Raw genomic sequence first — 26,548 nt, 5'->3', positions numbered from 1 at the left:
AAGGTCAAAAAACGTCAAATTCTTTTCATTTTCTTTTATAACCGTCTGTCTCCTCCTTTAAACAGGATTTTTCCCTGCCCTTTGTCCCCTTCTATGGTATGATTAAATAACCGATACCGGTGAAAGGAGGACCCCTCTTGAATGAAGTAATCCAAGACAAGCTGGCCAACCTGCCCAGCTCCCCCGGCGTCTACCTGATGAAAAATGCCGAGAGCCAGGTCATCTATGTGGGTAAGGCCGTCAACCTGCGCAACCGCGTCCGGTCCTACTTCCGGGCCCAGCCCCGGGAGGCCGTCAAGACCAAGGCCCTGGTCCGCCACATCGAGGACTTTGAATATATCGTGGTGGGGTCGGAAACAGAGGCCCTGGTTTTAGAAATGAACCTCATAAAAAAATACAAGCCCCGCTACAATGTCAACCTAAAAGACGGGAAAACCTACCCCTATGTCCGAATCACCAAGGAAGACTGGCCCCGGATCTTTGTCACCCGCCATGTGGTCCGGGACGGGTCCCGCTACTTTGGCCCCTACCCCAATGTCTATGAACTCCGGCAGATTATCAATATCCTCTACCACATCTACCGCTGGCGGACCTGCGGCAAGGCCCGGTTCAACCAGGGCGAGGCCTGCCTCAATGCCCACATCGACCTCTGCCATGCCCCCTGTGTTGGCGGCATTAGCGAGGAGGCCTACGGGCAAATGGTCGAGGAGGTGGCCCGGTTCTTTAGCGGTAAGACCGAGCACCTGGAGGCCGAGCTCCAGGCCAAGATGCAGGCAGCCAGCGACCGGTTTGAGTATGAAGAAGCCGCCGGCTACCGAGACCAACTCAAGGCCATTGACCACTTAAATGCCCGGCAAAAGGCCGCCCTCCAAACCAAGGATGACCGGGATATTGTCGCCATGGCCCGGAATGACTGGGGGGCCGTCATCCAGGTCTTCTTTGTCCGGGCCGGAAAAATCCTCGGCCGGGAGTCCTATCCCATGCGGCAAATTGACCAAAGCAGTGATGATGAAGTCTTATCCAGCTTTCTCAAGCAATTTTACCTTTCCCAGGAGCGGGTCCCGCCGACCATCTATATCGACCGGGAAACCAGCGATACCGAGGCCCTGGCCGCCCACCTAACGGAAAAATTTGACCGCCGGACGATTTTTCATGTGCCCCAGCGTGGGGACAACAAGGCCCTGGTGGACCTCGTGCAAAAAAATGCCCAGGAGGCCCTCAGCAAGTGGCGGCTCTCCCAGGATGAAAAAAAGGCCCGGACCGAAGGGGCCCTGGCCGACCTAGCTGCCTACCTCGACCTGCCGGCCCCGCCCAACCGGATTGAATGCTACGACATCTCCAATATCCAGGGGAGCGATTCTGTCGCCTCCATGGTGGTCTTTGAAAAAGGGCGACCTAAAAAGGACCAGTACCGGCGGTTTAAAATCAAGACCGTCGAGGGGCCCAATGACTTTGAGAGTATGTTTGAGGTCATCACCCGCCGCTTCCGCCATGCCAGCCAGGAGCGGGCTTCAGATAAGGACGAGGGCCGCTTTTCCCATTTGCCAGACCTGGTCATCATTGACGGGGGCAAGGGCCAGCTGGGCTACGCCCGCCGGGCCATGGCCAATGAGGGCTATACGGCCATTCCCACCTTTGGTTTGGCCAAGCAGGAGGAAATCCTGGTCCATGAGGATGGCAGCGAAACCCGGATTCCCCACGATACCCCGGCCCTCTACCTCATCCAGCGGATCCGGGATGAAAGCCACCGCTTTGCCATCACCTACCACCGGTCCCTCCGGGGCAAGCGGCAACTGGCCAGTATCCTGGATGATATCCCGGGTATTGGGCCGAAACGCCGCCAGTCCCTATTGACCTACTTTGGCTCTTTTAGTAAAATTCAAAGTGCAGGCGTAGAGGACTTGGCCAAGGCCCCCGGGATTAGCCCGGCCCTGGCCCAAACCATCCATGACTACCTCCGCACCCACCAGGATTTACAGGCGCGGCTGCGTCTGAAGAATGCCCGTCCGTAAGGCTTGTCTCGAAAGGATGAATAGCAAATGAAATCTTTTATAGTGCGCCTGGGCGCCTTTGCCCTGGCCCTTTACCTCACCGCAACCTTAGTGGACGGTATTTATTTTGATTCCATCGGCGCGGTGATTATGGCCGCGGTGGTCCTCTCCATCTTAAACGCCATCCTCCGCCCCATCCTCTTGCTCTTGACCCTCCCGGTCAATGTCCTGACCCTGGGCCTCTTTACCTTCGTGGTCAACGGGCTCATGCTCAAGGTGACCGCCTTCCTGGTCCCGGAAATGGCTGTGAGCGGCTTTTGGACCGCCACCCTGGGGGCCCTCATCCTGACGGTGATTTCAAGTTTTATCACCTGGGTGGTTTCCGAATAATCTATCTTAGCCAAGGACCTGACCCGACTGCCGGGCCAGGTCCTTTTTATCTGCCTGCCCCTTCTCCAGGCATATAAAAGGAGGCCCGGCGCTATCCGGCGCCGGGCCTCCTTTTTTATAAGCTTGTGGGCTTATCTCTTTCAGCTTAGCTAAAAATCCCTTTAATCCGTTCCAGGAAGGATTGCTTGGGATTCATAAGGCTATCAATTTCTTTCTTCAAAACGGCACCGTTCAGGGCCCCGGGCAAGGCATCAACGAACTCGCCTTCCCGAATGAAAACCGATTGGGGCACGCCAACCAGGTCCCAGGACTTGAAAATCTTCCGGGCATCCGGTTGTAAAACGTCCATATGGTAAAAGGTCACCGGCTTACCTTCGGCCTTGTATTCTTCGGCCACCCGGTCCACAACCGGTTCTAATTTTTTGCAGACATTGCAAGATTCTTTGGTAAAGACAATCACGCAGGTTTCCTTGTTCTCTTTAATGGCCCGTTCATAAACCGCCTGATCCATTTCTGGTATATTCATCAGAATCCCTCCCATTTTAGTGTAGCTTCTATTTCTATTCTACCTGGTTTAGGCCTGAATGACAAGGTGGCAGGGCCTAAGCTTCTGCTTGTAGAAGCCGCCAGGTTGCAACCAGGTCTTTTAACCCGGCGTAAGTGCTGACCTGGGCCAGTTGCCCCCGAAAATGGCCGGCCCCGGGCAGGCCCTTGACATAGTGGCCCAGGACCTTCCGCAGTTCCCGCATGGCGATATCTTCGCCCTTGTCCTCAATGGCCAGGCGGGCATGGGCCAGGATGAGGTCAGCCCGGTCCGCGGGACCGGGGTCCGGGGGGATGGGGTCGCCGGCATAGGCGGCGGCCAGCTGGGCAAAGAACCAGGGCCGGCCTAGGGCCCCCCGGCCCACCAGGGCCCCGGCGGCCCCGGTGGCCTCCAGGATGGCCGGGCCATCAGCCGGGGTCAGGACGTCCCCATTAGCATAGACGGGGATGGTCACCGCCTCAACGACCCGGCGGATAGCCGCCCAGTCAGCCTGACCGCTGTAGTAGGCCTGGCGAGTCCGGCCATGGACGGTGATGAGGGAAACCCCTGCCCCTTCCAGACCGGCGGCAAAGGCTTCCAGGTCGTCCAGGGGCTTGTCCCAGCCCAGGCGGATCTTGACGCTGACTGGTACATCGACGGCCCGGACCACGGCCCGGGCCACAGCCACCGCCTGGTCCGGATTTTTAAGGAGGCCCGCCCCTTCACCGTGGCCGGCTACCTTGGGCACCGGACAGCCCATATTGATATCAATGGCCTGGGCCCCGGCGGCTACAGCCAGGGCTGCCCCCTGGCCCATGATGGCCGGTTCACTGCCAAAGATTTGAACGGAAATGGGGTCTTCTTCACCGGCGGTATTCAAAAGGCCGGCGGTTTTTTTATTGTGGTAGACCAGGGCCTTGGCGCTGACCATTTCAGTGATTTGCCAGCCACAGCCGTAGCGGCGGGACAAGAGCCGCATGGCCCGGTCCGAAAAGCCGGCCATCGGCGCCAGGCCAAAGGGGGACTTAGGTTGCATTATTTTTCTCCGGTGCAGAGGAAATCCACCCCCATACAGCGATGGCTGCCATGATCCCAAAGAAGACCACCTGCCAGGGGATAGAATGGGGGAAGGATTCCGGTAGGATGCCCACAGCCGGATGGGCCAGGGTGACCACAAAGAGCTTGATCCCTACCCAGCCGACCAGGAGGAAGGCGGCCTTTTCGAGCTTGGGCCGTTGGTCCAGGAGTTTAACGAAAACGGTGGCCGCAAACCGCATGAGGATGAGTCCGGCCAGACCCCCTAGGAAGACGACCAAAAACCGGCCGGTATCAAAGCCCCCAATGTGGGAGTGGCCCAGGGGCGGCAGGCTCATGGCGATGGCCACCGCCGCCAGGATGGAGTCGACGGCAAAGGCAATGTCGGCCAATTCCACCTTGCCGACGGTTAGCCAGAAGGTCTTGCGGGAGTATTCTTTCTTGACCGGCTGCTTGAGCAGGTCTTCAGGTGAAACCTCTTCATCCTTCTTGCTGTAGGCATGGAGGTTTTTCCCGGCGACATAGAGGAGGTAGGCCCCACCAATGGCCTGGGCCTGCCAGATATTGGCCAGGTAGGAAATAATAAAGAGGGCCCCAAAGCGGAGGACAAAAGCCCCGACCAGGCCATAGAAGAGGGCCTCATTCCGGTGGTTTTCCGGCAGGGGCCGGACCATCACCGCCAGGACCAGGGCGTTATCGGCGGACAGCAGGCCTTCCATAAAGACCAGGATGAGAAAAACCGCCAAGTAGCGCAAAAGCAGGGCTGTATCAAAGTGCGACAAAAAATCTAAAACCATATCTATCCCCTTTCTGTGTCTGCTTGAGGGCATAAAAAGACCCTTGCCACTCAAACCATATCTTGGTTCAAAAATGGCAAAGGTCTTGCAATATCCTTAGGATCCGATTGCTCCGGCGCTGGTGCGCGTCTTGACGAAACAACCGCCGGCCTGGGCCGGTGCTACTCCCCTTTAGCATATTTGATGGTTTATTCTAGCATCTTTTCCCGAGCCTGTCAATGAGCGGCCTCGACCACTTCCATCCTGCTTAAGTCGACCGTTACATTTTTAGTGGTCACCTGGCCCTGGACGTCGCCGGTCGGGGAAACAAACACATCCTTAAAGGTCACCTCTGCCCCCTTGGGCATTTTCAGGTAAGGCTGGAGTTTATCGCTATCCAAGCTAATACCCTTGGCTAGGTCGGCGGCATGCTGGCTATCCATGGTATATAATTCCGCAGCAGTCACCACCGCCTGGGCATTTTGAATGGCCGCTGCCTCCCGGGCCTGGCCACTGTAATTGACCAGGCGAGGCACCAGGAGGACCGCTAAAATAGCAATAATCGATAGGACCACCAAGAGCTCAATCAGGGTAAAGGCTGGCTGCCGCCCCTCTTTCCTTTCCAGTCGCATAGGCGCCTCCTTTAAGCATCATCAGAAAAACGCAGGGTTGTCGTCTTGCGGTCAAAGCCGGCATGGGTTGCCGGGAAGATGGCCCGGGTTTCAGGTAGGAATTCTTTGGGGTTCATCATGGCCGGGCTAAAGTGGGTCAGCCAGAGTTCCTTGACCCCGGCGTCCTTGGCCAGTTTGGCCGCTTCTTTATAGACCATATGCCCCTTGCTTTTGGCATCGGCCTGTTTGGCCGGGTCCCCGTAGAGGCCTTCGGCAATGAGGAGGTCGCTATCCCGGACCGTTTCCACCAGGGCCGCTGAAGGCCGGCAATCGGTGGCATAGCTGAGCCGGAGGCCCCGTCTTTCCGGGCCCAGGACGTCTTCCGGCCGGTAGACCCGCCCCTCGGCTTCAATGACCTCTCCTTTTTGCAGGCGGGACCAGTAGGCCAAGGGAATATCCAGGTTCTTGGCCCGGTCGGCATCAAACCGGCCCCCTCTGGGCAGGTAGGCCGAATAGGCCAGACAGGGCACCCGGTGCTTAACCGGGCAGCTGGTCCAGTCCAGGCCAATGGCCTGGAAGCCGGTCTTTTCTTTGGCGGATATTTCATGGAAGACCAGCTGGAAGGGCAGGTATTCACAAATAACGGTCAGGCCCTTGACCACTTTTTCCAGGCCCGGAACCCCCCATAAGTGGACCGGGTCGGTCCGGCCGCTATTGGCCATGGTCATGAGGAGACCGGGCAGGCCACTGCAGTGGTCGCCATGGTAGTGGGTAAAGAGGATATGGCCAATATCCACCGGGCTAAAGTTGGTCATATGCAGGCTGACCTGGGTGGCCTCCCCACAGTCAATGAGGGCCGCCTGCCCCTCTACCCGGACCAGGAGGGAGGTCAGGTAACGCTTGGGCAGGGGCAACATCCCGCCGGTCCCTAAGAGGCAGACATCAATCATGCTGATCACTCCGGTTCCGGTCGGCCAGGATGCGGAGGCCATGGATGGTCAACTTCATGTCCACCTGGTCCACATAGGCCGTATGCTTACAAATGAGGTCGCTCCGGCCGCCGGTGGCCACCACAAAGGTTTCCGTGGGGTCATAGGCCATCTCATCGCAAAGCCTTTTGATCATGGCATCGACCAGGCCGGCATAGCCATAGACCAGGCCGCTCTGCATGGCCGAAACCGTCGTCCGGCCAATGGCTGACGCCGGGGCCTGGAGGTCGACCTTGGGGAGCTTGGCGGCATGCTCGAAGAGGGCCTCCATGGATATCCCAATCCCGGTGGTAATGGCCCCACCCATGTATTCCCCCTGGGCATTGACCACACAGAAGGTGGTGGCGGTGCCGAAGTCGACAATGATACAGGGGGCCCCGTACTTATCAATGGCGGCTACCGCATTGACAATCCGGTCCGCCCCGACTTCCTTGGGGTTCTCATAGCGGATGGGGAGGCCGGTCTTGATCCCGGCTTCCACCAGGAGGGGCTCTACCTTAAAGTATTGCCGTCCCATGTCCCTCAGGGTGCTGGTCACATCTGGCACCACTGAGGAGATGATCATGTGGTCCACATCGGAAAACTGGTACTCATAAAAATTAAATAAATCGTAGCAAAATAAACCGTACTCATCGACGGTCCGCCGGCTGTCGGTCGCAAACCGCCAGGAACCACAGAGCTTTTCCCCGTCGTATAAGCCGATGACTGTATTCGTATTCCCTGTATCAAAAGCCAGTAGCATGGGTCCTCCTAAAAAACGCTGTAATGACCGGTTCCTAGCCCTTGATATTAATATACCGGGCCAGGGCCTTGGTCAGCACAACCACTAAAATCGTTGCAACAAGCAGCTCCGCTAAGAATTGCGGAATAAATAAAACCAGGGTTTCCGGCGGCAGGTAACCGATCAAGGTCCCCAGGCCTAAAAAACCGATGGTATTGGTCATCGTCCCGACAATCCCGGCCAGGGCCGCGGCCAGACTTTGCCGCTTGTACAGGGCCCGGAAGGTCCAGGCGCTGGTCAGGCCGATTAAAATCCGGGGCAAAATCCGGACAATCGGGTCAGCGGGGATGAGGCCGGACGGGGTCAGAAAGCTGTAGACCCCAAAGATCAGGCCGGTCAGCCCCCCTACCAGGGGGCCTTCTAAAATCCCGGCCAGGATGACGGGGATATGCATGACCGTTGCCCGGCCCGAGGGCGTCGGCGCCGGAATCATCCCCAGGCCCGTCATCCCCATGACAATACAGACCGCCCCCAAAAGGCCGGCCACCACCAGTTTTTGCGTTGATAAGTTTTTCATTGTGCACACTCCTTGTGTCGGGTTCACACAGCAGACTGTGCAACCCATCCCGGTCTCGAAAGATCCAGGTGTCGATTTGGCATCAGTCAATAAAAAATGGCAACGTATGGGGCAAGGCTCCCATCGTTGCCATTATTGTACAATGTGGACGCAGCCGGTGCAAGGCTAGGCGCGTGCCTTCCATCGTTTTACCACGGAAAGATTTTCATACTCATTTTTCAAGAGGCCCAGCATCCATTGGTCCACGTATTGGGCCCCGGTAAAAATATGGTCCCGCAACTGGCCCTCGGCCTGAAAGCCGAAGGATAGGGCCGACCGCAGCCCCAGCTGGTTGTTGTCATTGACCCGCATATAGACCCGGCGAAAGCCGAAGTCATAAAAGACGATGTCACACAGGACCACCATGAGGTCAAAGCCATAGCCTAGCAGGCGCTTACTTTCGTCAGCAATCCCGGGGGCAATGGCCGCATGACCGTTCTGCCGGTCAATGTCTAAGATGGCCGCCACCCCAATGGGGTCATTATTGTGTTTTGCCCGCACCAAAAAGTTCAACCGCTCCGCATGGGGATCGGTGATGTCTCGACCGGCCTTGATTTCAGCCATAACCATATCCAATGAATTCCCGCGGTAGCCGTCATAGAGTAAGCGGAATTCCTTGTCCAAGTACCATTTTTGGAGAACATCCGCATCTTGGATCTGCGGCTTTTCGATTGTCACTTTTCTCCCTGATAACATATCCATCACCTCGATTGAAGTACGATTCTCTCATCCTATCATAACGGTTTGCCGGCTAGGGGTCAAACAAAAATATTATTTTCCAGGGCTGCGGCTTTATTTGACCGGGCCATATGCTATAATTTAGTAAATACGGTGTAGGCTTCCCCTGGTAGCCTATTGATTTCCGAGAAAGGACTGTCGCATGCGTATAGAACAACTGCATTATTTACTAGAATTATACCGAACACGGTCATTTTCCAAGGCGGCAGAAAATGTATTTATCACCCAGCCCTCCCTCTCCACGGCCATTTCCAGCTTGGAAGAAGAACTCGGCGTGAAACTCTTTGAGCGGCTCCGCAGCGGCGTCTACCCGACCCCCATGGGAGAAGAAGTCGTAAAAATCGCCTCTGAATTGGTCAATTGTGAGGCCCGGATTTACGAGGCGGTCCAGGCGGCCCAGCCCCCGGACAAGATCCGGCTGATGACCATCCCGGCCATTTCCTTTGGGGTCCTCTTGGAACTCCTGACCCAGTTTCAAAAGGACTACCCGGAAGTCAACCTGGAATTAAAGGAGTTTCCTCCGCAAATCATCATTGATTCGGTCGTTGAAAAGCTCACCAATGTACCCGGGACCTTCGCCCTGGTCCCCATCCAGGAAAAAACCAAGGACGATGTTCTGGCCCAACTGAAAAGGGACCACATCACCAATACCCCCATTTATACCGAAAATTTTGTGGTCCACATGGCTGCCAACCACCCCCTGGCCAGCCAAGACCAGGTGACCATTGAAGACTTCCTGGCCTATCCCAGTATTGAACTCAACCTCCTGACCAAGCCCGTTGATAATACGGCCTATAACCGGCTCTACATGATGGGGACTTCCAGTAACAAGCGCCGGCTCAAGGAACGGACCCATATTGAAGTGGACACCCTCACCCATGTCAAGCGACTCATCTTAAGCACCGGGACCCATGTGGTGGCCCTGCCCAAGCTCATCGGTCTGGGCGACCGGGACTATGAATCGGAGGATATCGTTTGGCGGCCCTTTGCCGACAATACCGGTCTCTCCACCCATTATTACCTCATCCACAGCAGCCTCTATCCCCTCAAGCCCATTGAGAAAGACTTTTTAAATGCCATTATCGCTTATTTTCAAACCATTGATATCACCCACTTCCCTTCAAAGCACTAGCGGAAAGGACAGCTATGAAAGCACAAGATTTATTACTCTATGCCATTACCGATTGCGCCCACTACACCGGCCAGGCCCTCATTGACCGGACCAGGGCCCTCTTGGAGGGTGGGATTACCATGCTCCAGTTCCGGGATAAGACCCGGGGCCGGGAGGCGGCCCGGCCGGATGCCGAGGCCCTCTTAGCCCTCTGCCGGGCCTACCGGGTCCCCTTTATTGTCAATGATGATGTTGAACTGGCCCGGGAAATCGGCGCCGACGGGGTCCACTTGGGCCAGGATGACGCCGCCCTCCGCCTGGCCCGGATCAAGCTGGGCCCGGATAAGGTCATCGGCATTTCCGCCCACAACCTGGCCGAGGCGCAAGAGGCCCAGGCCGGCGGGGCCAGCTACCTGGGCTGCGGGGCCGTCTTCCCCAGCCAGAGTAAGGAGGCCGCCTGCCTGACGCCCGGGGTCTTAAAGGAGATCAGCTACACCATCGACCTCCCGGTCGTGGCCATCGGTGGGATTAGCGGCGACAACCTGGACCAGCTGGCCGGCCTGGGCTGTGACGGAGCCGCAGTCATTTCAGCCCTTTACGGGGCCCAGGACCCCCTGGCGGCCACCAAGGCCCTCCGGGCCCAGGCAGAGGCCGTCTTTGGCCCCTACGGGGCCGGAAAACCCCAGGCCCTGGTCATCCCCCTGGACCGGGTCCTCTGTGATACCCACGCCGCCTGGGCGGCCCTGGCCGAGACCTACCTGACCGGCGTTGGCAAGGAGGCCGGGCCGGACCTGGCAAGCATCCTCCGCCAGCGGACCCTGGCCGCCAGTGCCGCCTATATCAAACACAACTACTCGGTCCCTGATGGGATTGGTCAAATCCTCTATGAATTTGACTATGACCTAAAGGACTACTACCGCCACCAGGCCCGGCTCCAGCCGGGGGCCCAGGCCTTTCTGGACCAGTGCCGGGCGGCAGGTATCCCGGTCATCGCCCTGTCAGACGCTTCCAGTGACCTGGCCGGCCTCCTGGCTGACCGCACCGGCTGCGCCGATGCCCTGGCGGCCATCATTTCCACTGCCGATGGCCACCTGGACCGGACCGAACCGGCCTTTTACCAGCAGGCCCTGGCCGACATCGAGGCCAGCCCTGACCAGGTTTGGGTCGTTGAAGACCACATCGACGGCCTCCGGACCGCCCACCGGGCCGGCTTCACCACCCTGGCCATCCCGGCTGAGGGCCAGGATGACCATGAATGGTCCCGGCTCCAGGCCGAGGCCGACCAGGTCGTGGAAAGCCTAGCGGCCCTCAAGGACCTGGTCAAGTAAGCCCAGACATAGCAATAGCCCCTCCAGCTGGAAGGGCTATTTTTTTTATGTTATTTATTTGATTCCACTAAAAGGAGCATTTCCCGGATGGTCTTCCCGTAAACGGCCGTTGAAACGCCCGAGGGGTCATAATGGGGCGAGAGTTCATTGACATCCATCCCGATGATATTGAGCCCCCGCAGCTGGAGGAGGGCTCCCAGGAGGTCCCGCCAGCTAATGCCGCCGGCTTCTGGGGTCCCGGTGCCGGGGAAGACCGAGGGGTCCAGGACGTCCATATCCACGCTCAGGTAGACCGGCTTGCCCTGGAGGGCCTGGGCACAGGCAGCTACAGCGGTCACAGCAAAGGGGTGGAAGTCGGTATGGGCCCGGGCAAAGGCAAACTCCTCCCGGGTCCCGCTCCGGATGCCAAACTGGTGGAGCCGGTCGGCCCCGATGAGGTCAGCCACCCGGCGCATGACCGTCGCATGAGACAGGGCCACCCCCAGGTAGTCCTCCCGCAGGTCTGCATGGGCATCAAAGTGGAGGACCTCCACATCCGGGTAGACCTGGGCCACCGCCCGCATGCTGCCCAGGGTGACCAGGTGCTCGCCGCCAATCATAAAGGGCCGCTTGCCGGCCGCCAGGATGGTCCGGGTTCGGTCTTCAATGGCCTTGAGGACAGCCTCTGTATCCCCAAAGGGGAGGTCCAGATCGCCGCTATCGAAGATGGCATAGTCCTCTAGGTCCTTGTCCTGGTAGGGGCTGTAAGTTTCCAAGCCGTCGCTGTCCAGGCGGACTGCTGACGGGCCAAACCGAGTCCCCGGCCGGAAACTGGTCGTCCCGTCAAAGGGGGCGCCGAAGAGGACCGTCCGGGCCGCTTCCCAGGCGCTGTCACAGGCAATAAAGGTCGTCTGGGCCAGGGTCAGGGGGGTCATTCTTCCACCGCCTCTAAGAGGGTCTGGACATAATTGGGCAGGTAAAAGCTCCCCTTATGTAGGTTGGTATTGTAGTAACGGCAGGCCAGGCTCCGGGCATTCCAGCGGTCGGCATCCAGGTCCTTGACCGGGTGGTATTTTTTTGAGGCAAAGCCGAAGAGCCAGTGGCCGCTGGGGTAGGTCGGTATATGGACCTGGTAGACCCGGGCATGGTCAAAGCTTTCCACAATCCGCTTATGGGCCCGCTGCATGGCCCGGGCATCTTCCGGGTAGAAGGGGCTCTCATGCTGGTTGACCATAATGCCGTCGGCCTTCAGGGCCTTGAAGCAGTTGCCGTAAAATTCCTTGGTGAAGAGGCCCTCCCCGGGGCCAAAGGGGTCTGTAGAGTCGACAATAATCAGGTCATAGACCTCTTCCGGAGCCCGGACAAATTTCAGCCCGTCTTCAAAGTAGAAGTGGACCCGGGGGTCTTCAAAGCCTACAGCTGTCTGGGGCAGGTATTCCTTGCAGACCTCCACCACCCGCTCATCTATTTCCACTAGGTCAATCCGGTCAATTTCCGGATACCGGCTTAATTCCCGTAAAACGCCGCCATCACCGGCCCCAATAACCAAAACCCGGCGGACCTGGGGGTGGACAGCCATGGGCACATGGGTGATCATCTCATGGTAGATAAACTCATCCCGTTCAGTGAGCATCATATAGCCGTCCAGGGTCAGGAAGCGGCCAAAGTCAAAGCTTTCAAAGACATCAATCCGCTGAAAGTCTGTGACCTCACTGTGCAATTGCCGGTCCACCTTGATTGACAATTGGACGGTATCGGTATGGGGTTCGGTAAACCACAGCTGCATATTAATCCTCCTTAATGACGTTCAACCGGCTGACAGCCATATCTTCCGGCCCGGTTAGGGAACAGCCCTTCTCCTTGCTGTAGTCAATATAGCGGATAATCTCATCCGTAATGGCCTCACCGGGAGCCAGGATGGGAATACCCGGCGGGTAGCTCATGACAAATTCCGCACAGACCCGGCCCCTGCTTTCCGCCAGGGGAACGGACTCCTTAGGCGCATAAAAGGCCCGGTGCGGGGTCATGGTCACCACCGGACTGATATACTCCTGGTCAAACATATCCTGGCCGGGCCGGCGGAAGCGGCGGCGGATTTCAGCCAGGGCCGCCACCAGCCGCTCTATATCCTTGGGCCGGTCGCCAAAGGACAGGTAGGCCAGGAGGTTGCCCAGGTCACCAAATTCCGTTTGGATATCATAGTCATCCCGGAGGAGGTCGTAGACCTCTATGCCGGCCAGGCCCAGGTCCAGGGTGTTGACCGAGAGCTTGGTCCGGTCAAAGTCAAAGACCGCATCCCCATCGATAATTTCCGGTCCATAGGCGTAATAGTCGCCAATGGCATTGATTTCCCGGCGGGCATAGTCGGCTTCCTCCAGGACCTGGCGGAACATCTCCTTGCCCCGGACGGCCAGGTTCCGCCGGCTGATATCCAGGCTGGACAGGAGCAGGTAGGACCCGCTGGTGGTCTGGGTGATATTGATAATCTGCCGGACATAGTCGGCATTGACCGCCGGCCCGGTTAAAAGCAGGGAGCTCTGGGTCAGGGACCCGCCGCTCTTGTGCATGGAGATGGCGGCCATATCCGCCCCGGCAGGCATGGCCGCCAGGGGCATGTCCTCGCCGAAATAAAAATGGGTCCCGTGGGCCTCATCAGCCAAGACCAGCATCCCGGCCTGGTGGGCCAGGTCCACAATGGCGGCCAGGTTGGAGCAAATACCGTAATAGGTGGGGTTATTAACCAGGACCGCCTTGGCCTCCGGATGGGCGGCAATGGCGGCCCGGACATCCTCTACCTGCATCCCTAGGGAAATCCCCAGCCGGGCATGAGTTTGGGGGTTGATGTAAATGGGCTTGGCATCAACCAACATCAGGGCATTGATGACGCTCTTGTGGACATTCCGGGGCAGGATAATGCTATCGCCCGGGGCCAGGGCGGACAAGACCATGGCCTGGACCGAGCTGGTGGTCCCGCCGACCATTAAAAAGGCCTGGGCCGCCTGGAAGGCTTCTGCCGCCAGGTCCTCTGCCTCCTTGATGACCGACACCGGGTGGCAGAGAAAGTCCAGGGGCTTCATGGAATTGACATCCACAGAGACACATTTTTCCCCTAAAAAGGCCGTCAATTCCGGGTTACCCCGGCCCCGCTTATGGCCGGGCACATCAAAGGGGACGACCCGGTTGACCTTTAACTCCTCCAGGGCCTCAAGAATGGGCATTCTTTCCTGGTCCATCAAGGGAACCTCCTCACCTATCTAGTAGATATTGGTACCGTGGTAAATATCCAGCATTTCCTTGCGCAAGTTATCACTAATTTCCAGCCGCTGCTTAGGCGGAATTTCATAGACATCGGTATTAAATAAGTAGTCCTGGAGCTGCATATCATTGATCAGCATATTGGTATGGAAGCTGTTGATCTTATAGACATTGACATCATAGGCATCGTAGTTTTGCAGGATTTTCGGGTCAATGAAGTCCTGGATGCTGGTCATGGCAATATCATTAAAGACCTTCCGCCCGTCTACATCCCGGGTAAAGCCCCGGACCCGGTAATCCATGGTGATAATGTCCGAGTCAAAGCTGCCGATGAGGTAGTCCAGGGTCGACAGGGGGGTGATTTCCCCACAGGTGGCCACATCAATATCCACCCGGAAGGTGGCAATGGCGTTTTCCGGGTGGTATTCCGGGTAAGTATGTACTGTTACATGACTTTTATCCAGGTGGGCCACCACCGTCTCCCCGTCCAGGTTGGGGACCATGGCCTCTTCAGCAATCATGATGGTCACGCTGGCCCCCTGGGGGTCATAGTCCTGGCTGCTCACATTGAGCACATGGGCCCCAATCATATCGGTGACATGGAGGAGGATATCCGTTAAGCGGGTAGAGTTATACTGTTCATCTATATAGGCCACATAATCGCGTTGCTCCCGCTCTGTCCGGGCGTAGCAAACATCATAAATATTAAAGGAAAGCGACTTGGTTAAGTTGTTGAATCCATAAAGGCGGAGTTTATCTCCCATCTCCCAACCCCTCTCTGATAAATAAAAAACCCAGTTTGATGCGCACACATCAACCGGGCACTCGCACGAAGATAAGTCCATGGTAAGGCCCTATCCAACCGTTAAAACTGTTAAAAGTATAGCATTTTACAGATATTTCGTCAATAAAATGCCCCTATAAACAAGGGCTATGATACAATATCCATAGAAGGCTAGGAAAACCCACACTCAGCTATTTAAATCCATGTGAAGGGATGATTGCTATGAAAGATTTAAAAGACCTCCAACAACGCACTGAAGCCGCCTACCAGGAACTCCTGCGCACCGCCCACCGCTTAGAAAAGGCCTGCCAGGACCAGGGCTACACCGTCAAAGAAACCACCAAAAAACTGGCAGACCAATTTCGGGCTCAAGTCGAAGAAAATGAATTGGGCACCAAGCTAGAGGGTGTCAAAGCCGCTACCGTCGCTAAGGCCGAAGCAGTTAAGGATAAGGCTGAGGACAAGCTGGGAACCGTCAAGGACCGGGTCGAAGAAAAAGCCGGCGAAGCCAAGGAGGCCGCCAGGGACAAGGTCGCCGAAGCCAAGGGCGCCGCTAAAGGGGTTGCCGGTGATGTCAAGGCCATCGCCAAGGGCAAGGCCCAGGACCTGAAGGTAGTCGCCGAAGAAAAAGTAGACCAGGCCAAGGAGGCCGCCAAGGACAAGGCCGGTGAAGCCAAGGGCGCCGCCAAGGACCTGTCCCAGGATGTCAAAGCCCTTGCCAAGGACAAGGCCCGGGACCTGAAAGTGGTCGCTGAAGAGAAGGTGGACCAGGCCAAGGAGGCTGCCAAGGGCAAGGCCGGTGAAGCCAAAGACGCCGCCAAGGACCTATCCCAGGATGTCAAAGTCGTCGCCAAGGACAAGACCCGGGACCTGACGGAAAAGGCGGCCAGCGAAAAAGACCAACTGAAGGCCGGCGTAGAAAGAGCCAAGGATAAGGCCGAAGAAGCCGCCATTGCCACCGCCATCATCGCTGATGAAGCCAAGGACGTCATCAGGGACAAGGCCCAGGAAGTCAAAGAAGCCGGTCTTGAAAAGGCCGAGGAACTCAAGGAAAAAGCAGCTGATAAGGCCGAGGACGTCAAGTACAAGGCTGAAGAGGTCAAGGATGAGGCGGCTGAGAAAACCGAAGAAGTCAAAGAGAAGGCTGCTGACAAGGCCGCGGACGTTAAAGATAAGGCTGAAGAGGTCAAGGACAAGGTCAGCAAGGAGGACAAGGCCCAGGCGGCCGGTCAAGCTGCTGCCGACCTCTTAGCGGCAGAGAAAGAAGAAGCGGAAGCCATCGTCGAGGAAGCCCATGAGGTTGGCGAAAAGGCCCGGGAAGTCATTGCTGAACAAACCCTGGCAGCGGCTGCTGAAGAAGAGGCCGACAGCGCCGAGGCCAAGGCCATCGGAAAAAAAGCCGGTGAAGTCCTAAAAAAAGACCAGGCCAAGAAGGACCAGGTCCAAAAAGAGGCTAAGAAAGTCGCCAACCAGGCTAAAAAAGCCGCTAACAAGAAAAAATAAGGGCCCTTTAGCCCCCTTCCCCCGGTATGCCCTGCGCACGGGGGATTTTTGTGGTATGATAGCCATACCAATTTTTGGTCCGGGGCTTCCCGCTAGAGGCCAGGCAAGTTAATTTCCAGAAAAAGAGGTGCATGATGTCTAATCCAACTTTTGATTTTGAAGCTGCTGCCCACCGCATCCGTCAAATGCTCCTGCCGACACCGATTATTGAGTCGCCTTATTTTTCGACGGCAGCCAATAACCATATATTTTTAAAACCGGAAAACCTCCAGCGCACCGGGGCCTTTAAAATCCGGGGCGCCAGCAATAAAATCTTTGCCCTAAGCGAGGAAGCCCGGGCCAAGGGCCTGGTCACTGCCTCAGCCGGCAACCATGCCCAGGGGGTGGCTTGTGCCGCCTCGGCCGCCAAGGCCAGGGCCATCGTGGTCATGCCTGAAACCACCCCCCTGATCAAGATCAACCGGACCAAGGCCCTGGGGGCTGAAGTCCGCCTGGTCGGCACCAGCTATGACGATGCCGCCGCCGAGGCCGCCCGCCTGGCCAAGGAAGAGGGCTTCACCATGGTCCACCCCTTTGACGACTTAGGGGTCATTGAAGGCCAGGGGACCATTGCCCTGGAACTCCTCCGGGACCTGCCGGACCTGGATGCCATCCTGGTCCCGGTCGGCGGCGGGGGCCTCATTGCCGGCATTGCCGCCTGCATTGCCCAGCGCAAGCCCGATTGCCGGGTCATTGGGGTAGAGCCTAAAAATGCCGCCTCCATGCGGGCCGCCATCCGGACCGGGGCCCGGGTCATGCTGGATGATGTCTCCACCATTGCTGACGGGACCGCCGTTAAAGAGGCCGGCGTTGAAACCTACGCCCTCTGCCGCCGCTTTGTAGACGATTGGCTGATCGTCGATGACTTCGAACTCATGGAGGCCTTTACGGAAACCGTCGAGCAGCACAAGCTCATCGTCGAGCCCTCCGGCCTCCTTTCTGTGGCCGCCGCCCGGAAGCTCCCCTTTGCCAATAAGCAGGTGGCCTGCATCCTCTCCGGCGGCAATATCGACATGCTGATGGTGGCCTCTATGATCAATAAGGGCCTCCGGTCCCGGGACCGGATCTTTAAGTTCTACCTGGACCTGCCGGACCGGCCCGGCGAAGTGCACCGGATCAGCGGCATCCTGTCCGGCTTACGGGCCAATATCATTTCCATCTCCCATGACCGCTACAGCCTCACCGAACGGTTTTCAAATATCCACGTGGATATTACCGTCTCCACCAATGGCCACCGCCATGTCCAGGAAATCAAACGAAGCCTGAAAGAAGCCGGTTACCAGGTCCACGACATCATTGATTAAAGACCGGCCCGGTCTTACTTTTACAGAAAAAGCGTCTCTTGGCCAAGCTTCATTGACAAGAGACGCTTTTTCACGCTATCATTGCCTCACACTAGGGGCCGGCCAGCCGGCTGCCCCCTCATCACGACAGCCCCGGAGGTACCCTCATGGATGACCGCAACAAAAAACGCCTACGCCGCCTGCTCCTGCTCCTCTTTATCGCCGCCCTGGTGACCCTTGGCATCTTAGTGACCAGACAGCTTGCCCCCACCTTCCGCCATATGCAGGATGCCGAAGCGGTCCGGTCCTGGGCCGAGGCCCATGGCTTTGCCGGCCGGCTCCTCTTTGTCCTGGGCATGGCCCTCCAGGTCCTGGTGGCCGTGGTCCCCGCCGGCCCCATGGAAATTGCCGCCGGCTTTGCCTACGGCCCCTTCCACGGGACCCTCATCTGCACCCTGGGTATGGTCATCGGGTCCAGCCTGGCCTTTTCCCTGGTCAAGCGTTTTGGCGAGGGCTTTGTCAACTTCTTTTTCGAGAACAACCGTCTGGAAAATTTTGACTTCCTGACCAACCCACGGAAACTCCATGGCCTGACCTTTATCTTCTTCCTGATTCCAGGCACCCCCAAGGACGCCCTGACCTACCTCCTGGGCCTGACCAATATGAGCCTGGTCAACTTCCTCATCATCAGCAACCTGGCCCGGATTCCGGCCACCCTGGTCAGTGCCCTGGCCGGCGATGCCATCGTCAGTGGCCAGGTCCTCAAGGTCGCCCTCCTCTTTATCGGGACCTCCCTGGTCTCCCTCCTGGGCTACCTGGCCTACAACCGTTACGAATACCGCCACCGAAACACCTTCCGTCGCCACCGAAAATAGATAAAGCCCCGGCTGCAACTGCCTGCAGTCGGGGCTTTCTTCTTGATGGCACTACCGTTTATTGGTCCGCCGCCAAATACCCTGGGCTTCCGCCGCCTGGATCAAGGCCTCGCGGAAGTCGGGGTGGGCGATGTTAATAATATTTTCTGCCCGTTGCCAGGTCGGTAAGCCTACCTGGTGGGCCATCCCATACTCCGTCACAATGGTCGGGACTTGGGTCCGGGGCGTTGTCATAACATCCCCCTCAGTGAAGGTCGGTATAATCCGGGAGTGAACCACCCCGGCCTTATCGGTAAAGGTAGAGCTCATAGCCAGGAAGGCCTTGCCGTTTTCCGATTCAAAGGTCCCGGTAACGAAGTCCAGCTGGCCACCGGTGCCGGAAATCTGCCGGGTACCGGCCGTTTCCGAACAAACCTGGCCGTAGAGGTCCATGGCAATGCAGCCATTGATGGAGACAAAGTTTTTAAACTGCCGGATGGTGTCCGGGTGGTTGACATAGCCAATGGGGGCAGAGTAAATGCTCTGGTTTTCATGGAGAAAGTCATAGAGGTCCCGGGACCCATTGGCAATGGAGAAGACCCCCTTGCCCCGGTCGATTTCCTTCTTCATATTGGTAATCTTCCCGGCCCGGTAGAGGTTCAAATAGCCGTCACTCATGAGCTCGGTGTGCATCCCGATGTCTTTCAAGTCTGATTCGGCAATCAGGGCCCCCAGGGCATTGGGCATCCCGCCAATCCCCAGCTGCAGGGTCATCCCATCAGAAAGTTCCGGGAAAATATAGCCGGCAATCTTCCGGTCAATATCCGTCGCCGGCGGGGCTGCTGCCATCGGAATCTGGGCATCGCTTTCGACAATCTTATCCACCTGGGAAATATGGATATGGTCCCCGGTCGTCCCATAGACCCGGGGCATGTTGGGATTGACCTCGATGATGATATACTTGGCCGCATCAATGATATCTTGGACACAGCAGTTGGTCAGCCCGGTGCTGAAATTGCCATAGGCATCCATGGGGGATACGGTAAACATCAGGACATCAACCGGGGCATAGCCCTTCCGATAGTAGGCCCCCACATTGCGGAAAAGCATGGGGTTAAAGAAGGCTTTGCCCTGGTCAATATAGCGGCGGTCTAAGCCGGAGCAGTGCCAGGCATTATAGATAAAGGACCCCTGGCCGGCCTCCACCACCTGGAGGGGTTGCATGGTAATAGAACTCCGCACCTTGACATCAGACAGGTCCCCATGCCGGGCCGCCAGGGCCTCATCCAGCCGGACAGGAATAGCACAGGTTTGGCTGTAATCGACCCAGTCGCCACTTTTGACAATTTGGACCGCCTCTTCAGGCGTGGTTAATTTTTCTTGATAGGCTTGGCTGAAATCCATATAGATCCTCCCTTATTGCTGATCACATGCGATATACCTCTATTCTACCCCATAAAGAGATAAGCGCCAATAGCCTTTTTCACAATTTGTTGAGAATTTGCTTATTTTAAGGATTTTTTCCTTATTTTTTAAACACCTGTAGATTTTTACTGGATAGAAGGCCATTTTCATCTGCCTCACCGCCCTTGCTGATGATTGGCATAAAAAACAAAACCACCCTTTCAGGTGGCCGGGGGAAGATACCGTAAATTCAAACACAAAAAAGCGGTTTACAGATGGTCTGTAAACCGCTTAAAAAAGTGCCTCGAGCCGGAATCGAACCAGCGACACAGGGATTTTCAGTCCCTTGCTCTACCGACTGAGCTATCGAGGCAAACGACGCAGATGGGACTCGAACCCACGACCTCCAGCGTGACAGGCTGGCATTCTAACCAACTGAACTACTGCGCCAAATGGACGATGACGGGCTCGAACCGCCGACCCCCTGCGTGTGATGCAGATGCTCTCCCAACTGAGCTAATCATCCGAAGGGTCTGACCTGTAGGGGATTCGAACCCCTGAATGCCAGCGTGAAAGGCTGGTGAGTTAAGCCACTTCTCCAACAGGCCCAGTTATTTTGTAGCCCCGACAGATACTAATATTACACGAAGATCCTTATTCTGTCAAGGGTTTTTAAAAAAAGATTTGTTTTCGGTAAATTCCGTTAATAAGGGCCACAAAAAAAGCAGCTGCATAGCAGCTGCTTTTATATTTCCTTTAGGCCAAGGAGTCTTCCAGGGCCTTCCGTTCTGCTTCTTTTTCAGCTTCAGCTTCTTCCAAGCTTTTCTCAACAGGAAGGCCGAATTTCACCATCCGGTCACGGAACTGGTCTTCATAGTCCATGTAGCTGTGGAATTCAACCACTGGGTTCCAGGGGTTGACGTGACGGACTTCCCGGCTATTGGTGCATTGGTTCCGGGTGGGGCTCATAAAGACGCCAACGGCGTGCATGAGCTTGCCCCAGGGGAAGTAGATCAGGAGGGTGCAGACGAAGGTCAGGTGTATGAGGAAGAAAATGCTCAAGGTCCCCTGTTCAGGTACAACCGGCTGGAAGGTCAAAAGACCCACCATGACTTCGCGGACGCTGGTCACATCGGTCCGGGTCGGTACCAGGTAGCGCATGGCCATCCCGGTTAAGGCGATGCTGATTAAGAGCAGCAGGGGGAAGTAATCGTTTAAGAGGCTAATGTACCGGACCTTAGGCAAGAGCAGGCGACGGAGCAGGAGTAAGCCGGCCCCGGCCAGGAACATAAAGCCTGTGATGTAGTAATGGTGTAAGTCGATTAAGATAACCCCATCGATCTTATCCAGCAGGGTCACCAGGGCCGGTACTTTCGCGGTAAAGAAGCGGAAGTGACGGATCAGGGTAAAGAACATCCCCCAGTGGAAAAGGATGGCGAAAATCCAGAGCCATTTTTCCCATTGGAAGGTCAATTTGCCGTCTTTTTCAAGTTCCGCCTTGCTGTTACGGAATAAGGACCGGAAAAAGACCACTTCCAAGAACATCCGGAAATAAAGGGCCGGACGGGACCGGGGGCATTCCACCGGGTTCCATTTGATAAAGTCCAAGCTCTTGGCCTGGCCACAGGTGGTGGCAATGTTAAAGGGGACCGGTGACTTGCCCCAGTTGGCAATCCGGTAGATGACCCCGACCACAAAGAGGGTAAAGGCCAGGTAGGGCAGGACCACCGTAAAGAGGCCTGTCAGGCCCATGAGGCCACCGACAACCACTGCAAATAAGGCCAAGACAAGGACGATCACGCAAGCAGTAATGAATCCCATTATTCAGCCTCCTTTTCATCATTGCCTTCAGCATCTGCCGGTTCTTCCGGCTCCGGTACATACCGGGGACGGGTGTCCACATAGGTGCCACTCCGACGATTCAGCTCATAGGCCAGCTGGGACCGGTCATACTTATTGGGGAAGGCGCCTTCATCGCGGTCATACTTAACCACCGTAATCAACTTAAAGAGCAGGCTGATGATAAAGATCCCGATGGCATAAACCCCGATAATGACCAGGATTTCCGCAAAACCGGGGATATAATCCACGATTTCCCCAAAGGGGTTTTCGGACAAACCGCCGATAACAAAGGTGAGCCCCTTTTCAATGTATAAGGCTAGGAATAAGCAGGCACAACCGACGCCCATGGTGGCATAGTTAAAGCGGAACTTGGTCGGTAAGAGCAGGACCAAGGCGATGACCGTCGTGATCCAGAAGACTGTCAGGAAGGGGACCCATTGGCTATTCCCTTCATAACCGAAGAAGAGGTAGGTCAGGGCCGTCTTGTGGGCCGGTACATTAGAGTAGTAGGCCGTAAAGAATTCCCCGGCTTCCATAATCAGCATGGCGATAAAGGCATAGACAGCCGTTGTGGCCAACATTCTCATGGCCTTTTCGCCGGCATCAAAGCCGGTCAGGCGTTTGAGTAAGAGGCACAGGAGAATAATGAGGGCCGGCCCGGTGGCAAAGGCCCCGGACAGGAACTTGGCCGGTAGGACAGCCGTCAGGAAGTAATGGCGGCTGGGCAGACCTGCATACAGGAAGGCCGTAACAATATGGATGGAGAAGGCCACCGGCACAGAAATCATGGCCAGGACCCTTACCCATTTCTTATAGTGGACGCCCTTGTTTTCCGCCTGGAGGACTTGATAACCCACCACCAGGTTCAGGACCAGGTAGAGGGGAATGACCACAGAGTCCCAGCAGAGCATGGATTGGGGGGTCCAGTAAAGCCAAACGTTTAAGATCTTTTGCGGGGCCCCGACGTCAACAACAACGAATAAGAGGGCCATGACCAGGGCGGCAATGGCTAAAAATTCGCCAACGACGGTAATCCGGCCATATTCTTTCACATTGTGGAAGTAGTAGGGCAGGACGATCATAACGCCCCCGGCGGCCACCCCGACGAAGAAGGTCAAGTGACCGATGTAGAGGCCCCAGGAGATATCCCGGGAAAGGCCGGTCACCTGGAAGCCATTGATCATCTGGTAGGCATAGGCGGCACAGCCAATGACAATAAGGGCGAGTAAGAAACACATCCAGGCCCAGTACTTTTTGCTGGACCGCTTGACTAAGGCTTTTTCAATCATGCTTCTTCCCCTCCTTTCAGGTCCACCCGATAGTAGACCTTAGGCTCGGTACCATAACCCGGTTCACGGGCAATGACCATTTCACTGGCGATGGCCTTGGCCACTTCTGAATTGGGGTCATCCAGGTCCCCAAATAGAATAGCGCCATTGGATGCTTCCACACAGATCGGTTGCTCACCCTTGGCCAGGCGTTCTGCACAGAAGTCACATTTTTCCACAACCCCTTTACTCCGGCTGGGGTAGGCCGGGTTGAGTTCTTTAATGTAAGGACGTGGGTCCTCAAAGTTAAAACTCCGGCTCCCATAAGGGCAGGCAGCCATACAGTTCCGGCAACCGATGCAGCGGTGCATGTCCTGGATGACAATTCCTTCTTTATTGGTAAAGGTGGCCTGGGTTGGACATACTTTGACGCAAATCGGCTTCCGGCAGTGGTTGCATAGGGTGGTAAAGGGGACGCCCCGCCACTTTTCACTTAAGCCCGGGCTGACCTGGCTATGGAAGAGGGCCTCAAAGGGTTCATCCCAAATCCACTTGATTTCATGTTTCTTTTCGGGGATATCCGGTACATTGTGGGCCCGGTGGCAGGCTGCCTGCATCCGGTCAATATCGGCCTTGGTCAGTTTAGACGAATCAATGAGCATCCCCCAGTTTTTGCCATTAACGGCCTTAGTGGGGGTCATGAATTCACCGCCGCCAATCCCCTTGGTTTTCATGCCGCAGCCGGCGAGGACACCCATGCCGGCAGTGGCAGCAGATAGTTTTAAAAATTGTCTTCTTGATATCTTAGCCATTATTCGTCACCTCCTGCTGTAACGCCATCTTTTAAAGCGCCACCGTTATCAGCTGTCGGGTTCACATGGCAGGTCCAGCAGTTGGGAGTCACGTCATTGTAGTCATGACACTTCTTACAGAAGTCTTCGTAATTGCTGTGACATTCTAAGCAGGTATTTTGCAGGGATACCTCGTAAGCCGTCCCGTCCGGGGCCACAAATTCACGGTTATTGCCGCGGATGGCTTGTTTCTTCCATTGGGCCAGGACTTCCATATGGTGGGACCGCATGTATTCAACATCATAGATGCAGTGGGCATCTTCGCCCATGGCCTTGATGGCCGGGGTATCCAGGCTGACTTCCGGTGCGGAGGCTTGGGCCCCGCGGCCGATGTTGAGCCAGAGGGGGGTGGTTACCACCAGGACAAAGACCACGATGCCGATAATGATATTACGCTTATTCATGGCCTACCTCCTCCATAACCGGGTCTTGGTTTTGCAGGGGCTCAAAACGGAGGTTTTCTTCCCGTTCTTTTTCCCCTTTCATCACCAGGGCATTACCGACCAATTCATGGACGCCGCAGACGTCAACGCCGGGCACCCAGTAGTTCATGAGCGGGGGCAGGGCTGCCCGGTCAATGGCACACACGCAGGAAAGCATGTTGACCCCATGTTTTTCATGGACATACTTAACGGCATTGGCCCGGGGGAAACCGCCCCGCATCCGGAGCTCCATATTTTCTTCAGCGTTCAGGCCGGATCCGGACCCGCAGCAGAAGGTTTTTTCCCGGATGGTGTCTTCCGGCATTTCATACCATTCGCAGACATGGTCGAGGATATACCGGGGTTCTTCCAAGAGCCCCATGGCCCGGGCCGGGTTACAGGAGTCGTGGTAGGTGGCCACAATCCCCTTGTTCCGGGACGGGTCTAATTTAAGCTTGTTGTGGCGGATACAGTCGGCTGTAAATTCCGTCACATGAATCATCTTGGTAGAAGCAGCATTTTCAAAAACGGTCCCGGTAATGGGATTTTTCGGTACTTCTAAGAAGTTGGCCGGCCCGTTCATGGTATCCATGTACTGGTGGATAACCCGCCACATGTGACCGCATTCCCCACCAATGATGAATTTAACGCCCAAGCGCTGGGCTTCAGCGTAAATCTTTTGGTTGAGCCGCTTCATCATTTCATTGGAGGTGAAGAGCCCGAAGTTCCCGCCTTCTGAGTTAAATGTACTAACGGTATAGTCTAAACCCAACTCATGGAAGAGCATGAGCTGACCCATAAGGGTGTAGTTCCCCGGGGTCGCAAAAATATCCCCACTGGGCGGCACGTATAAAATTTCTGCCCCCTTGCGGTTGTAGGATAGGTCTAAACGGACACCGGTGATATCTTCGATATCATCCAGCATCATGTCATAGCTGTCCACAATCCCGTGGGGCTGGATCCCTAAGTGATTCCCCTTTTCAAAGCAGTTGGCCACCGGGGTCACAATCCAGTCAATATTGAGCCCGACCAGGTTTAAGAGCTCCCGGCCCAGCATGGTGATTTCCGCCGTATCAATACCATAAGGGCAGAAAACAGAACACCGGCGGCATTCGGAGCATTGGAAGAAGTAGTAGAACCATTCTTTTAAGACATCTTCCGTCAGTTCCCGGGCGCCGACCATCTTGGCCATGAGCTTACCGGCCAGGGTAAATTCTTTCCGATAGACACTCCGCAGGAGCTCCGCCCGCAAGACCGGCATATTTTTCGGGTCGCCACTGCCCAAGAAGAAGTGGCACTTGTCTGAGCAGGCCCCACAACGGACGCAGCAGTCCATAAAGACCTTTAAAGACCGGAACCGGTCCAGACGGTCCCGTAAGCCATCTAAGATAATTGTTTGCCAATCCGGCGGCAGCTTCCAGTCATCATCAGGTACACGCCAGTCCCGGGCATTCGGTAAGCTGACCATTTCTAAACTTTCAGGCTTACCGGCGTGGCAGAAAAAACCTTCTCGGATTTCGGTCTTGGTTTTCATCCACCCAGTGGCTGGCGGGTTATAACTGATGTTGAGCAGCTCCTCCGGTTTTGGAAGTTTTGCCATATCATTACACCCCTTTACTCTCGTCCGATGGGCAATGGCGCGCAGACGGACAGCTGCCGCAAGCGGCGCCTCCCTCATCCCCCATTGAACTTGCACAACGCATAAAATCCTCCATATCAAGGGCCTGGTCTAATAAGTTGGCGCGCACCAAAATATCATTATTGGCCTTGATTTGAGCCAGGCGCATTTCATAAATTTGAACGCGCCGCTCATAGTAAACATCGAAAGCATACAGGGCAACGGTATCCAGCTCATCAAAAAAATCAATAAGTGCTTCAGGTGCCACAAGCCATTTCCCCTGGGGGCAAACGGCCCGCATCACCACCTGCTTAAAGGCCGGAAACACGCTGACCGCCTTAGACGGACTCACTTCCTGTACCGCTTTGACTGCCATGATGTTGGCCACCTGGTCAAGGACCCGGTCCTCGTCAGGTGCCGGTTGCAACAATTCCTCCAATAAAGCCGTCAGACTTTCATACAGGGTGGCGCCAACCGGGTTGTTAAACCCGTCCACCACCTTTTCGAAAAAAGGACGGCTGGCTTCCGGATAGGCGGAGAGCGTCAGCTCAAACCAGTCATCCCGAAGCGTCTTCAGGTGCTCCTGCAAAAAAGGTTTCAGCTCAAGCACCCGACCA

General features: G+C 56.1%; 26 protein-coding genes and 4 tRNA genes. 7 read left to right on the top strand and 23 right to left on the bottom strand.

The features are described 5' to 3' along the window. The first annotated feature begins 137 nt into the window (after positions 1 to 137). Entirely contained in the window at positions 138 to 2,012 is a 1,875-nt protein-coding gene (gene uvrC, locus ACLGL1_RS05790) for an excinuclease ABC subunit UvrC (protein ID WP_411007797.1), read from the top strand. Positions 2,013 to 2,039: 27 nt separating this feature from the next. After that, positions 2,040 to 2,381 (top strand): phage holin family protein, encoded by a 342-nt coding sequence (locus ACLGL1_RS05785; protein ID WP_408977311.1) that lies wholly within the window; start codon positions 2,040 to 2,042, stop codon positions 2,379 to 2,381. Positions 2,382 to 2,526: 145 nt separating this feature from the next. Here the strand turns inward: ACLGL1_RS05785 and ACLGL1_RS05780 are convergent, their stop codons facing one another. The 8 genes from ACLGL1_RS05780 to ACLGL1_RS05745 form a co-directional block, all read right to left on the bottom strand. Continuing rightward, on the bottom strand, positions 2,527 to 2,907 hold the full coding sequence (locus tag ACLGL1_RS05780) for a thioredoxin family protein (protein ID WP_411007796.1): 381 nt from the start codon (positions 2,905 to 2,907) through the stop codon (positions 2,527 to 2,529). 76 nt (positions 2,908 to 2,983) lie between these two features. After that, positions 2,984 to 3,940, bottom strand: coding sequence for a tRNA dihydrouridine synthase DusB (gene dusB / locus ACLGL1_RS05775; RefSeq protein WP_411007795.1), 957 nt, complete (start codon positions 3,938 to 3,940; stop codon positions 2,984 to 2,986). Next, positions 3,930 to 4,736: a TerC family protein gene (locus ACLGL1_RS05770; protein ID WP_411007794.1), complete on the bottom strand. Its 807-nt coding sequence runs from the start codon at positions 4,734 to 4,736 to the stop codon at positions 3,930 to 3,932. The genes dusB and ACLGL1_RS05770 overlap by 11 nt, the downstream gene beginning before the upstream one ends. A 215-nt stretch (positions 4,737 to 4,951) precedes the next feature. Continuing rightward, on the bottom strand, positions 4,952 to 5,347 hold the full coding sequence (locus ACLGL1_RS05765) for a prepilin-type N-terminal cleavage/methylation domain-containing protein (protein ID WP_411007793.1): 396 nt from the start codon (positions 5,345 to 5,347) through the stop codon (positions 4,952 to 4,954). Between the two features lie 11 nt (positions 5,348 to 5,358). After that, positions 5,359 to 6,276: a ribonuclease Z gene (locus ACLGL1_RS05760; RefSeq protein WP_411007792.1), complete on the bottom strand. Its 918-nt coding sequence runs from the start codon at positions 6,274 to 6,276 to the stop codon at positions 5,359 to 5,361. Continuing rightward, positions 6,269 to 7,057 carry a type III pantothenate kinase gene (locus tag ACLGL1_RS05755; protein ID WP_411007791.1) on the bottom strand — a complete coding sequence of 263 codons (789 nt, stop codon included), beginning with the start codon at positions 7,055 to 7,057 and terminating at the stop codon, positions 6,269 to 6,271. The genes ACLGL1_RS05760 and ACLGL1_RS05755 overlap by 8 nt, the downstream gene beginning before the upstream one ends. A 34-nt stretch (positions 7,058 to 7,091) precedes the next feature. Beyond that, positions 7,092 to 7,613, bottom strand: a complete 522-nt coding sequence (locus tag ACLGL1_RS05750) for an ECF transporter S component (RefSeq protein WP_411007790.1) — start codon at positions 7,611 to 7,613, stop codon at positions 7,092 to 7,094. Positions 7,614 to 7,778: 165 nt separating this feature from the next. Beyond that, on the bottom strand, positions 7,779 to 8,330 hold the full coding sequence (locus tag ACLGL1_RS05745) for a GNAT family N-acetyltransferase (RefSeq protein ID WP_411007789.1): 552 nt from the start codon (positions 8,328 to 8,330) through the stop codon (positions 7,779 to 7,781). Between the two features lie 202 nt (positions 8,331 to 8,532). Here ACLGL1_RS05745 and ACLGL1_RS05740 point away from each other — a divergent pair, with 202 nt between their 5' ends. Then, positions 8,533 to 9,522, top strand: coding sequence for a LysR family transcriptional regulator (locus tag ACLGL1_RS05740; protein WP_411007788.1), 990 nt, complete (start codon positions 8,533 to 8,535; stop codon positions 9,520 to 9,522). Between the two features lie 14 nt (positions 9,523 to 9,536). Continuing rightward, on the top strand, positions 9,537 to 10,829 hold the full coding sequence (gene thiE, locus ACLGL1_RS05735) for a thiamine phosphate synthase (RefSeq protein WP_411007787.1): 1,293 nt from the start codon (positions 9,537 to 9,539) through the stop codon (positions 10,827 to 10,829). Between the two features lie 50 nt (positions 10,830 to 10,879). On the opposite strand, the gene speB is transcribed toward thiE, so the two are convergent. From speB to speD, 4 genes are read right to left on the bottom strand one after another with little or no spacing between them, the layout of a single operon-like run. Continuing rightward, positions 10,880 to 11,743: an agmatinase gene (gene speB, locus ACLGL1_RS05730; protein ID WP_411007786.1), complete on the bottom strand. Its 864-nt coding sequence runs from the start codon at positions 11,741 to 11,743 to the stop codon at positions 10,880 to 10,882. Further along, positions 11,740 to 12,594: a polyamine aminopropyltransferase gene (speE, locus tag ACLGL1_RS05725; RefSeq protein ID WP_411007785.1), complete on the bottom strand. Its 855-nt coding sequence runs from the start codon at positions 12,592 to 12,594 to the stop codon at positions 11,740 to 11,742. The genes speB and speE overlap by 4 nt, the downstream gene beginning before the upstream one ends. A gap of 1 nt (position 12,595) precedes the next feature. Continuing rightward, positions 12,596 to 14,041 carry an aminotransferase class I/II-fold pyridoxal phosphate-dependent enzyme gene (locus tag ACLGL1_RS05720; RefSeq protein ID WP_411007784.1) on the bottom strand — a complete coding sequence of 482 codons (1,446 nt, stop codon included), beginning with the start codon at positions 14,039 to 14,041 and terminating at the stop codon, positions 12,596 to 12,598. A 21-nt stretch (positions 14,042 to 14,062) separates the two neighbouring features. Next, positions 14,063 to 14,827, bottom strand: a complete 765-nt coding sequence (speD, locus tag ACLGL1_RS05715; protein WP_411007783.1) for an adenosylmethionine decarboxylase — start codon at positions 14,825 to 14,827, stop codon at positions 14,063 to 14,065. Positions 14,828 to 15,069: 242 nt separating this feature from the next. Here speD and ACLGL1_RS05710 point away from each other — a divergent pair, with 242 nt between their 5' ends. The 3 genes from ACLGL1_RS05710 (at position 15,070) to ACLGL1_RS05700 (ending at position 18,547) form a co-directional block, all read left to right on the top strand. After that, positions 15,070 to 16,350: a hypothetical protein gene (locus ACLGL1_RS05710; protein WP_411007782.1), complete on the top strand. Its 1,281-nt coding sequence runs from the start codon at positions 15,070 to 15,072 to the stop codon at positions 16,348 to 16,350. Positions 16,351 to 16,484: 134 nt separating this feature from the next. Beyond that, the gene (gene ilvA, locus ACLGL1_RS05705) at positions 16,485 to 17,693 is read left to right on the top strand and encodes a threonine ammonia-lyase (protein ID WP_411007781.1); all 1,209 of its coding nucleotides are present in this window, start codon (positions 16,485 to 16,487) and stop codon (positions 17,691 to 17,693) included. A gap of 146 nt (positions 17,694 to 17,839) precedes the next feature. Next, positions 17,840 to 18,547, top strand: coding sequence for a TVP38/TMEM64 family protein (locus ACLGL1_RS05700; RefSeq protein ID WP_411007780.1), 708 nt, complete (start codon positions 17,840 to 17,842; stop codon positions 18,545 to 18,547). 51 nt (positions 18,548 to 18,598) lie between these two features. On the opposite strand, the gene ACLGL1_RS05695 is transcribed toward ACLGL1_RS05700, so the two are convergent. The 11 genes from ACLGL1_RS05695 to ACLGL1_RS05645 form a co-directional block, all read right to left on the bottom strand. Next, positions 18,599 to 19,930: an acetyl-CoA hydrolase/transferase family protein gene (locus ACLGL1_RS05695; protein ID WP_411007779.1), complete on the bottom strand. Its 1,332-nt coding sequence runs from the start codon at positions 19,928 to 19,930 to the stop codon at positions 18,599 to 18,601. A 300-nt stretch (positions 19,931 to 20,230) separates the two neighbouring features. Continuing rightward, positions 20,231 to 20,303 (bottom strand) — tRNA-Phe (locus ACLGL1_RS05690). Positions 20,304 to 20,306: 3 nt separating this feature from the next. Next, a tRNA-Asp gene (locus ACLGL1_RS05685) sits at positions 20,307 to 20,380 on the bottom strand. A 3-nt stretch (positions 20,381 to 20,383) separates the two neighbouring features. Beyond that, a tRNA-Val gene (locus tag ACLGL1_RS05680) sits at positions 20,384 to 20,456 on the bottom strand. Between the two features lie 8 nt (positions 20,457 to 20,464). Continuing rightward, a tRNA-Glu gene (locus ACLGL1_RS05675) sits at positions 20,465 to 20,538 on the bottom strand. Between the two features lie 148 nt (positions 20,539 to 20,686). After that, positions 20,687 to 21,751 (bottom strand): sulfate reduction electron transfer complex DsrMKJOP subunit DsrM, encoded by a 1,065-nt coding sequence (gene dsrM, locus ACLGL1_RS05670; RefSeq protein WP_411007778.1) that lies wholly within the window; start codon positions 21,749 to 21,751, stop codon positions 20,687 to 20,689. Then, positions 21,751 to 23,061 carry a sulfate reduction electron transfer complex DsrMKJOP subunit DsrP gene (gene dsrP / locus ACLGL1_RS05665; RefSeq protein WP_411007777.1) on the bottom strand — a complete coding sequence of 437 codons (1,311 nt, stop codon included), beginning with the start codon at positions 23,059 to 23,061 and terminating at the stop codon, positions 21,751 to 21,753. The genes dsrM and dsrP overlap by 1 nt, the downstream gene beginning before the upstream one ends. Then, positions 23,058 to 23,852, bottom strand: a complete 795-nt coding sequence (gene dsrO, locus ACLGL1_RS05660) for a sulfate reduction electron transfer complex DsrMKJOP subunit DsrO (protein WP_411007776.1) — start codon at positions 23,850 to 23,852, stop codon at positions 23,058 to 23,060. Before dsrO ends, dsrP begins: the two co-directional genes overlap by 4 nt. Continuing rightward, complete coding sequence (gene dsrJ / locus ACLGL1_RS05655; protein WP_411007775.1) at positions 23,852 to 24,295, bottom strand: sulfate reduction electron transfer complex DsrMKJOP subunit DsrJ; 444 nt, start codon at positions 24,293 to 24,295, stop codon at positions 23,852 to 23,854. The genes dsrO and dsrJ overlap by 1 nt, the downstream gene beginning before the upstream one ends. Next, a complete protein-coding gene (gene dsrK, locus ACLGL1_RS05650) occupies positions 24,288 to 25,913 on the bottom strand; it encodes a sulfate reduction electron transfer complex DsrMKJOP subunit DsrK (RefSeq protein WP_411007774.1) in 1,626 nt (541 codons plus the stop codon). Before dsrK ends, dsrJ begins: the two co-directional genes overlap by 8 nt. A 4-nt stretch (positions 25,914 to 25,917) precedes the next feature. After that, positions 25,918 to 26,541 (bottom strand): RsbRD N-terminal domain-containing protein, encoded by a 624-nt coding sequence (locus ACLGL1_RS05645; protein WP_411007773.1) that lies wholly within the window; start codon positions 26,539 to 26,541, stop codon positions 25,918 to 25,920. Positions 26,542 to 26,548: the final 7 nt, after the last annotated feature.

The sequence above is a fragment of the Peptococcus simiae genome, assembly GCF_046569735.1.
Taxonomy (GTDB): Bacteria; Bacillota; Peptococcia; order Peptococcales; family Peptococcaceae; genus Peptococcus; species Peptococcus simiae_A.
This window is presented reverse-complemented; position numbering and strand designations above follow the sequence as displayed.

Bases quoted from the DNA above. Each gene is read 5' to 3' on its own strand.
- ACLGL1_RS05785 (WP_408977311.1), top strand. From the start codon at position 2,040: ATGAAATCTTTTATAGTGCGCCTGGGCGCCTTTGCCCTGGCCCTTTAC.
- ACLGL1_RS05780 (WP_411007796.1), bottom strand. From the start codon at position 2,907: ATGAATATACCAGAAATGGATCAGGCGGTTTATGAACGGGCCATTAAA.
- dusB (WP_411007795.1), bottom strand. From the start codon at position 3,940: ATGCAACCTAAGTCCCCCTTTGGCCTGGCGCCGATGGCCGGCTTTTCG.
- ACLGL1_RS05770 (WP_411007794.1), bottom strand. From the start codon at position 4,736: ATGGTTTTAGATTTTTTGTCGCACTTTGATACAGCCCTGCTTTTGCGC.
- ACLGL1_RS05765 (WP_411007793.1), bottom strand. From the start codon at position 5,347: ATGCGACTGGAAAGGAAAGAGGGGCGGCAGCCAGCCTTTACCCTGATT.
- ACLGL1_RS05760 (WP_411007792.1), bottom strand. From the start codon at position 6,276: ATGATTGATGTCTGCCTCTTAGGGACCGGCGGGATGTTGCCCCTGCCC.
- ACLGL1_RS05755 (WP_411007791.1), bottom strand. From the start codon at position 7,057: ATGCTACTGGCTTTTGATACAGGGAATACGAATACAGTCATCGGCTTA.
- ACLGL1_RS05750 (WP_411007790.1), bottom strand. From the start codon at position 7,613: ATGAAAAACTTATCAACGCAAAAACTGGTGGTGGCCGGCCTTTTGGGG.
- ACLGL1_RS05740 (WP_411007788.1), top strand. From the start codon at position 8,533: ATGCGTATAGAACAACTGCATTATTTACTAGAATTATACCGAACACGG.
- thiE (WP_411007787.1), top strand. From the start codon at position 9,537: ATGAAAGCACAAGATTTATTACTCTATGCCATTACCGATTGCGCCCAC.
- speB (WP_411007786.1), bottom strand. From the start codon at position 11,743: ATGACCCCCCTGACCCTGGCCCAGACGACCTTTATTGCCTGTGACAGC.
- speE (WP_411007785.1), bottom strand. From the start codon at position 12,594: ATGCAGCTGTGGTTTACCGAACCCCATACCGATACCGTCCAATTGTCA.
- ACLGL1_RS05720 (WP_411007784.1), bottom strand. From the start codon at position 14,041: ATGGACCAGGAAAGAATGCCCATTCTTGAGGCCCTGGAGGAGTTAAAG.
- speD (WP_411007783.1), bottom strand. From the start codon at position 14,827: ATGGGAGATAAACTCCGCCTTTATGGATTCAACAACTTAACCAAGTCG.
- ACLGL1_RS05710 (WP_411007782.1), top strand. From the start codon at position 15,070: ATGAAAGATTTAAAAGACCTCCAACAACGCACTGAAGCCGCCTACCAG.
- ilvA (WP_411007781.1), top strand. From the start codon at position 16,485: ATGTCTAATCCAACTTTTGATTTTGAAGCTGCTGCCCACCGCATCCGT.
- ACLGL1_RS05700 (WP_411007780.1), top strand. From the start codon at position 17,840: ATGGATGACCGCAACAAAAAACGCCTACGCCGCCTGCTCCTGCTCCTC.
- ACLGL1_RS05695 (WP_411007779.1), bottom strand. From the start codon at position 19,930: ATGGATTTCAGCCAAGCCTATCAAGAAAAATTAACCACGCCTGAAGAG.
- dsrM (WP_411007778.1), bottom strand. From the start codon at position 21,751: ATGGGATTCATTACTGCTTGCGTGATCGTCCTTGTCTTGGCCTTATTT.
- dsrP (WP_411007777.1), bottom strand. From the start codon at position 23,061: ATGATTGAAAAAGCCTTAGTCAAGCGGTCCAGCAAAAAGTACTGGGCC.
- dsrO (WP_411007776.1), bottom strand. From the start codon at position 23,852: ATGGCTAAGATATCAAGAAGACAATTTTTAAAACTATCTGCTGCCACT.
- dsrJ (WP_411007775.1), bottom strand. From the start codon at position 24,295: ATGAATAAGCGTAATATCATTATCGGCATCGTGGTCTTTGTCCTGGTG.
- dsrK (WP_411007774.1), bottom strand. From the start codon at position 25,913: ATGGCAAAACTTCCAAAACCGGAGGAGCTGCTCAACATCAGTTATAAC.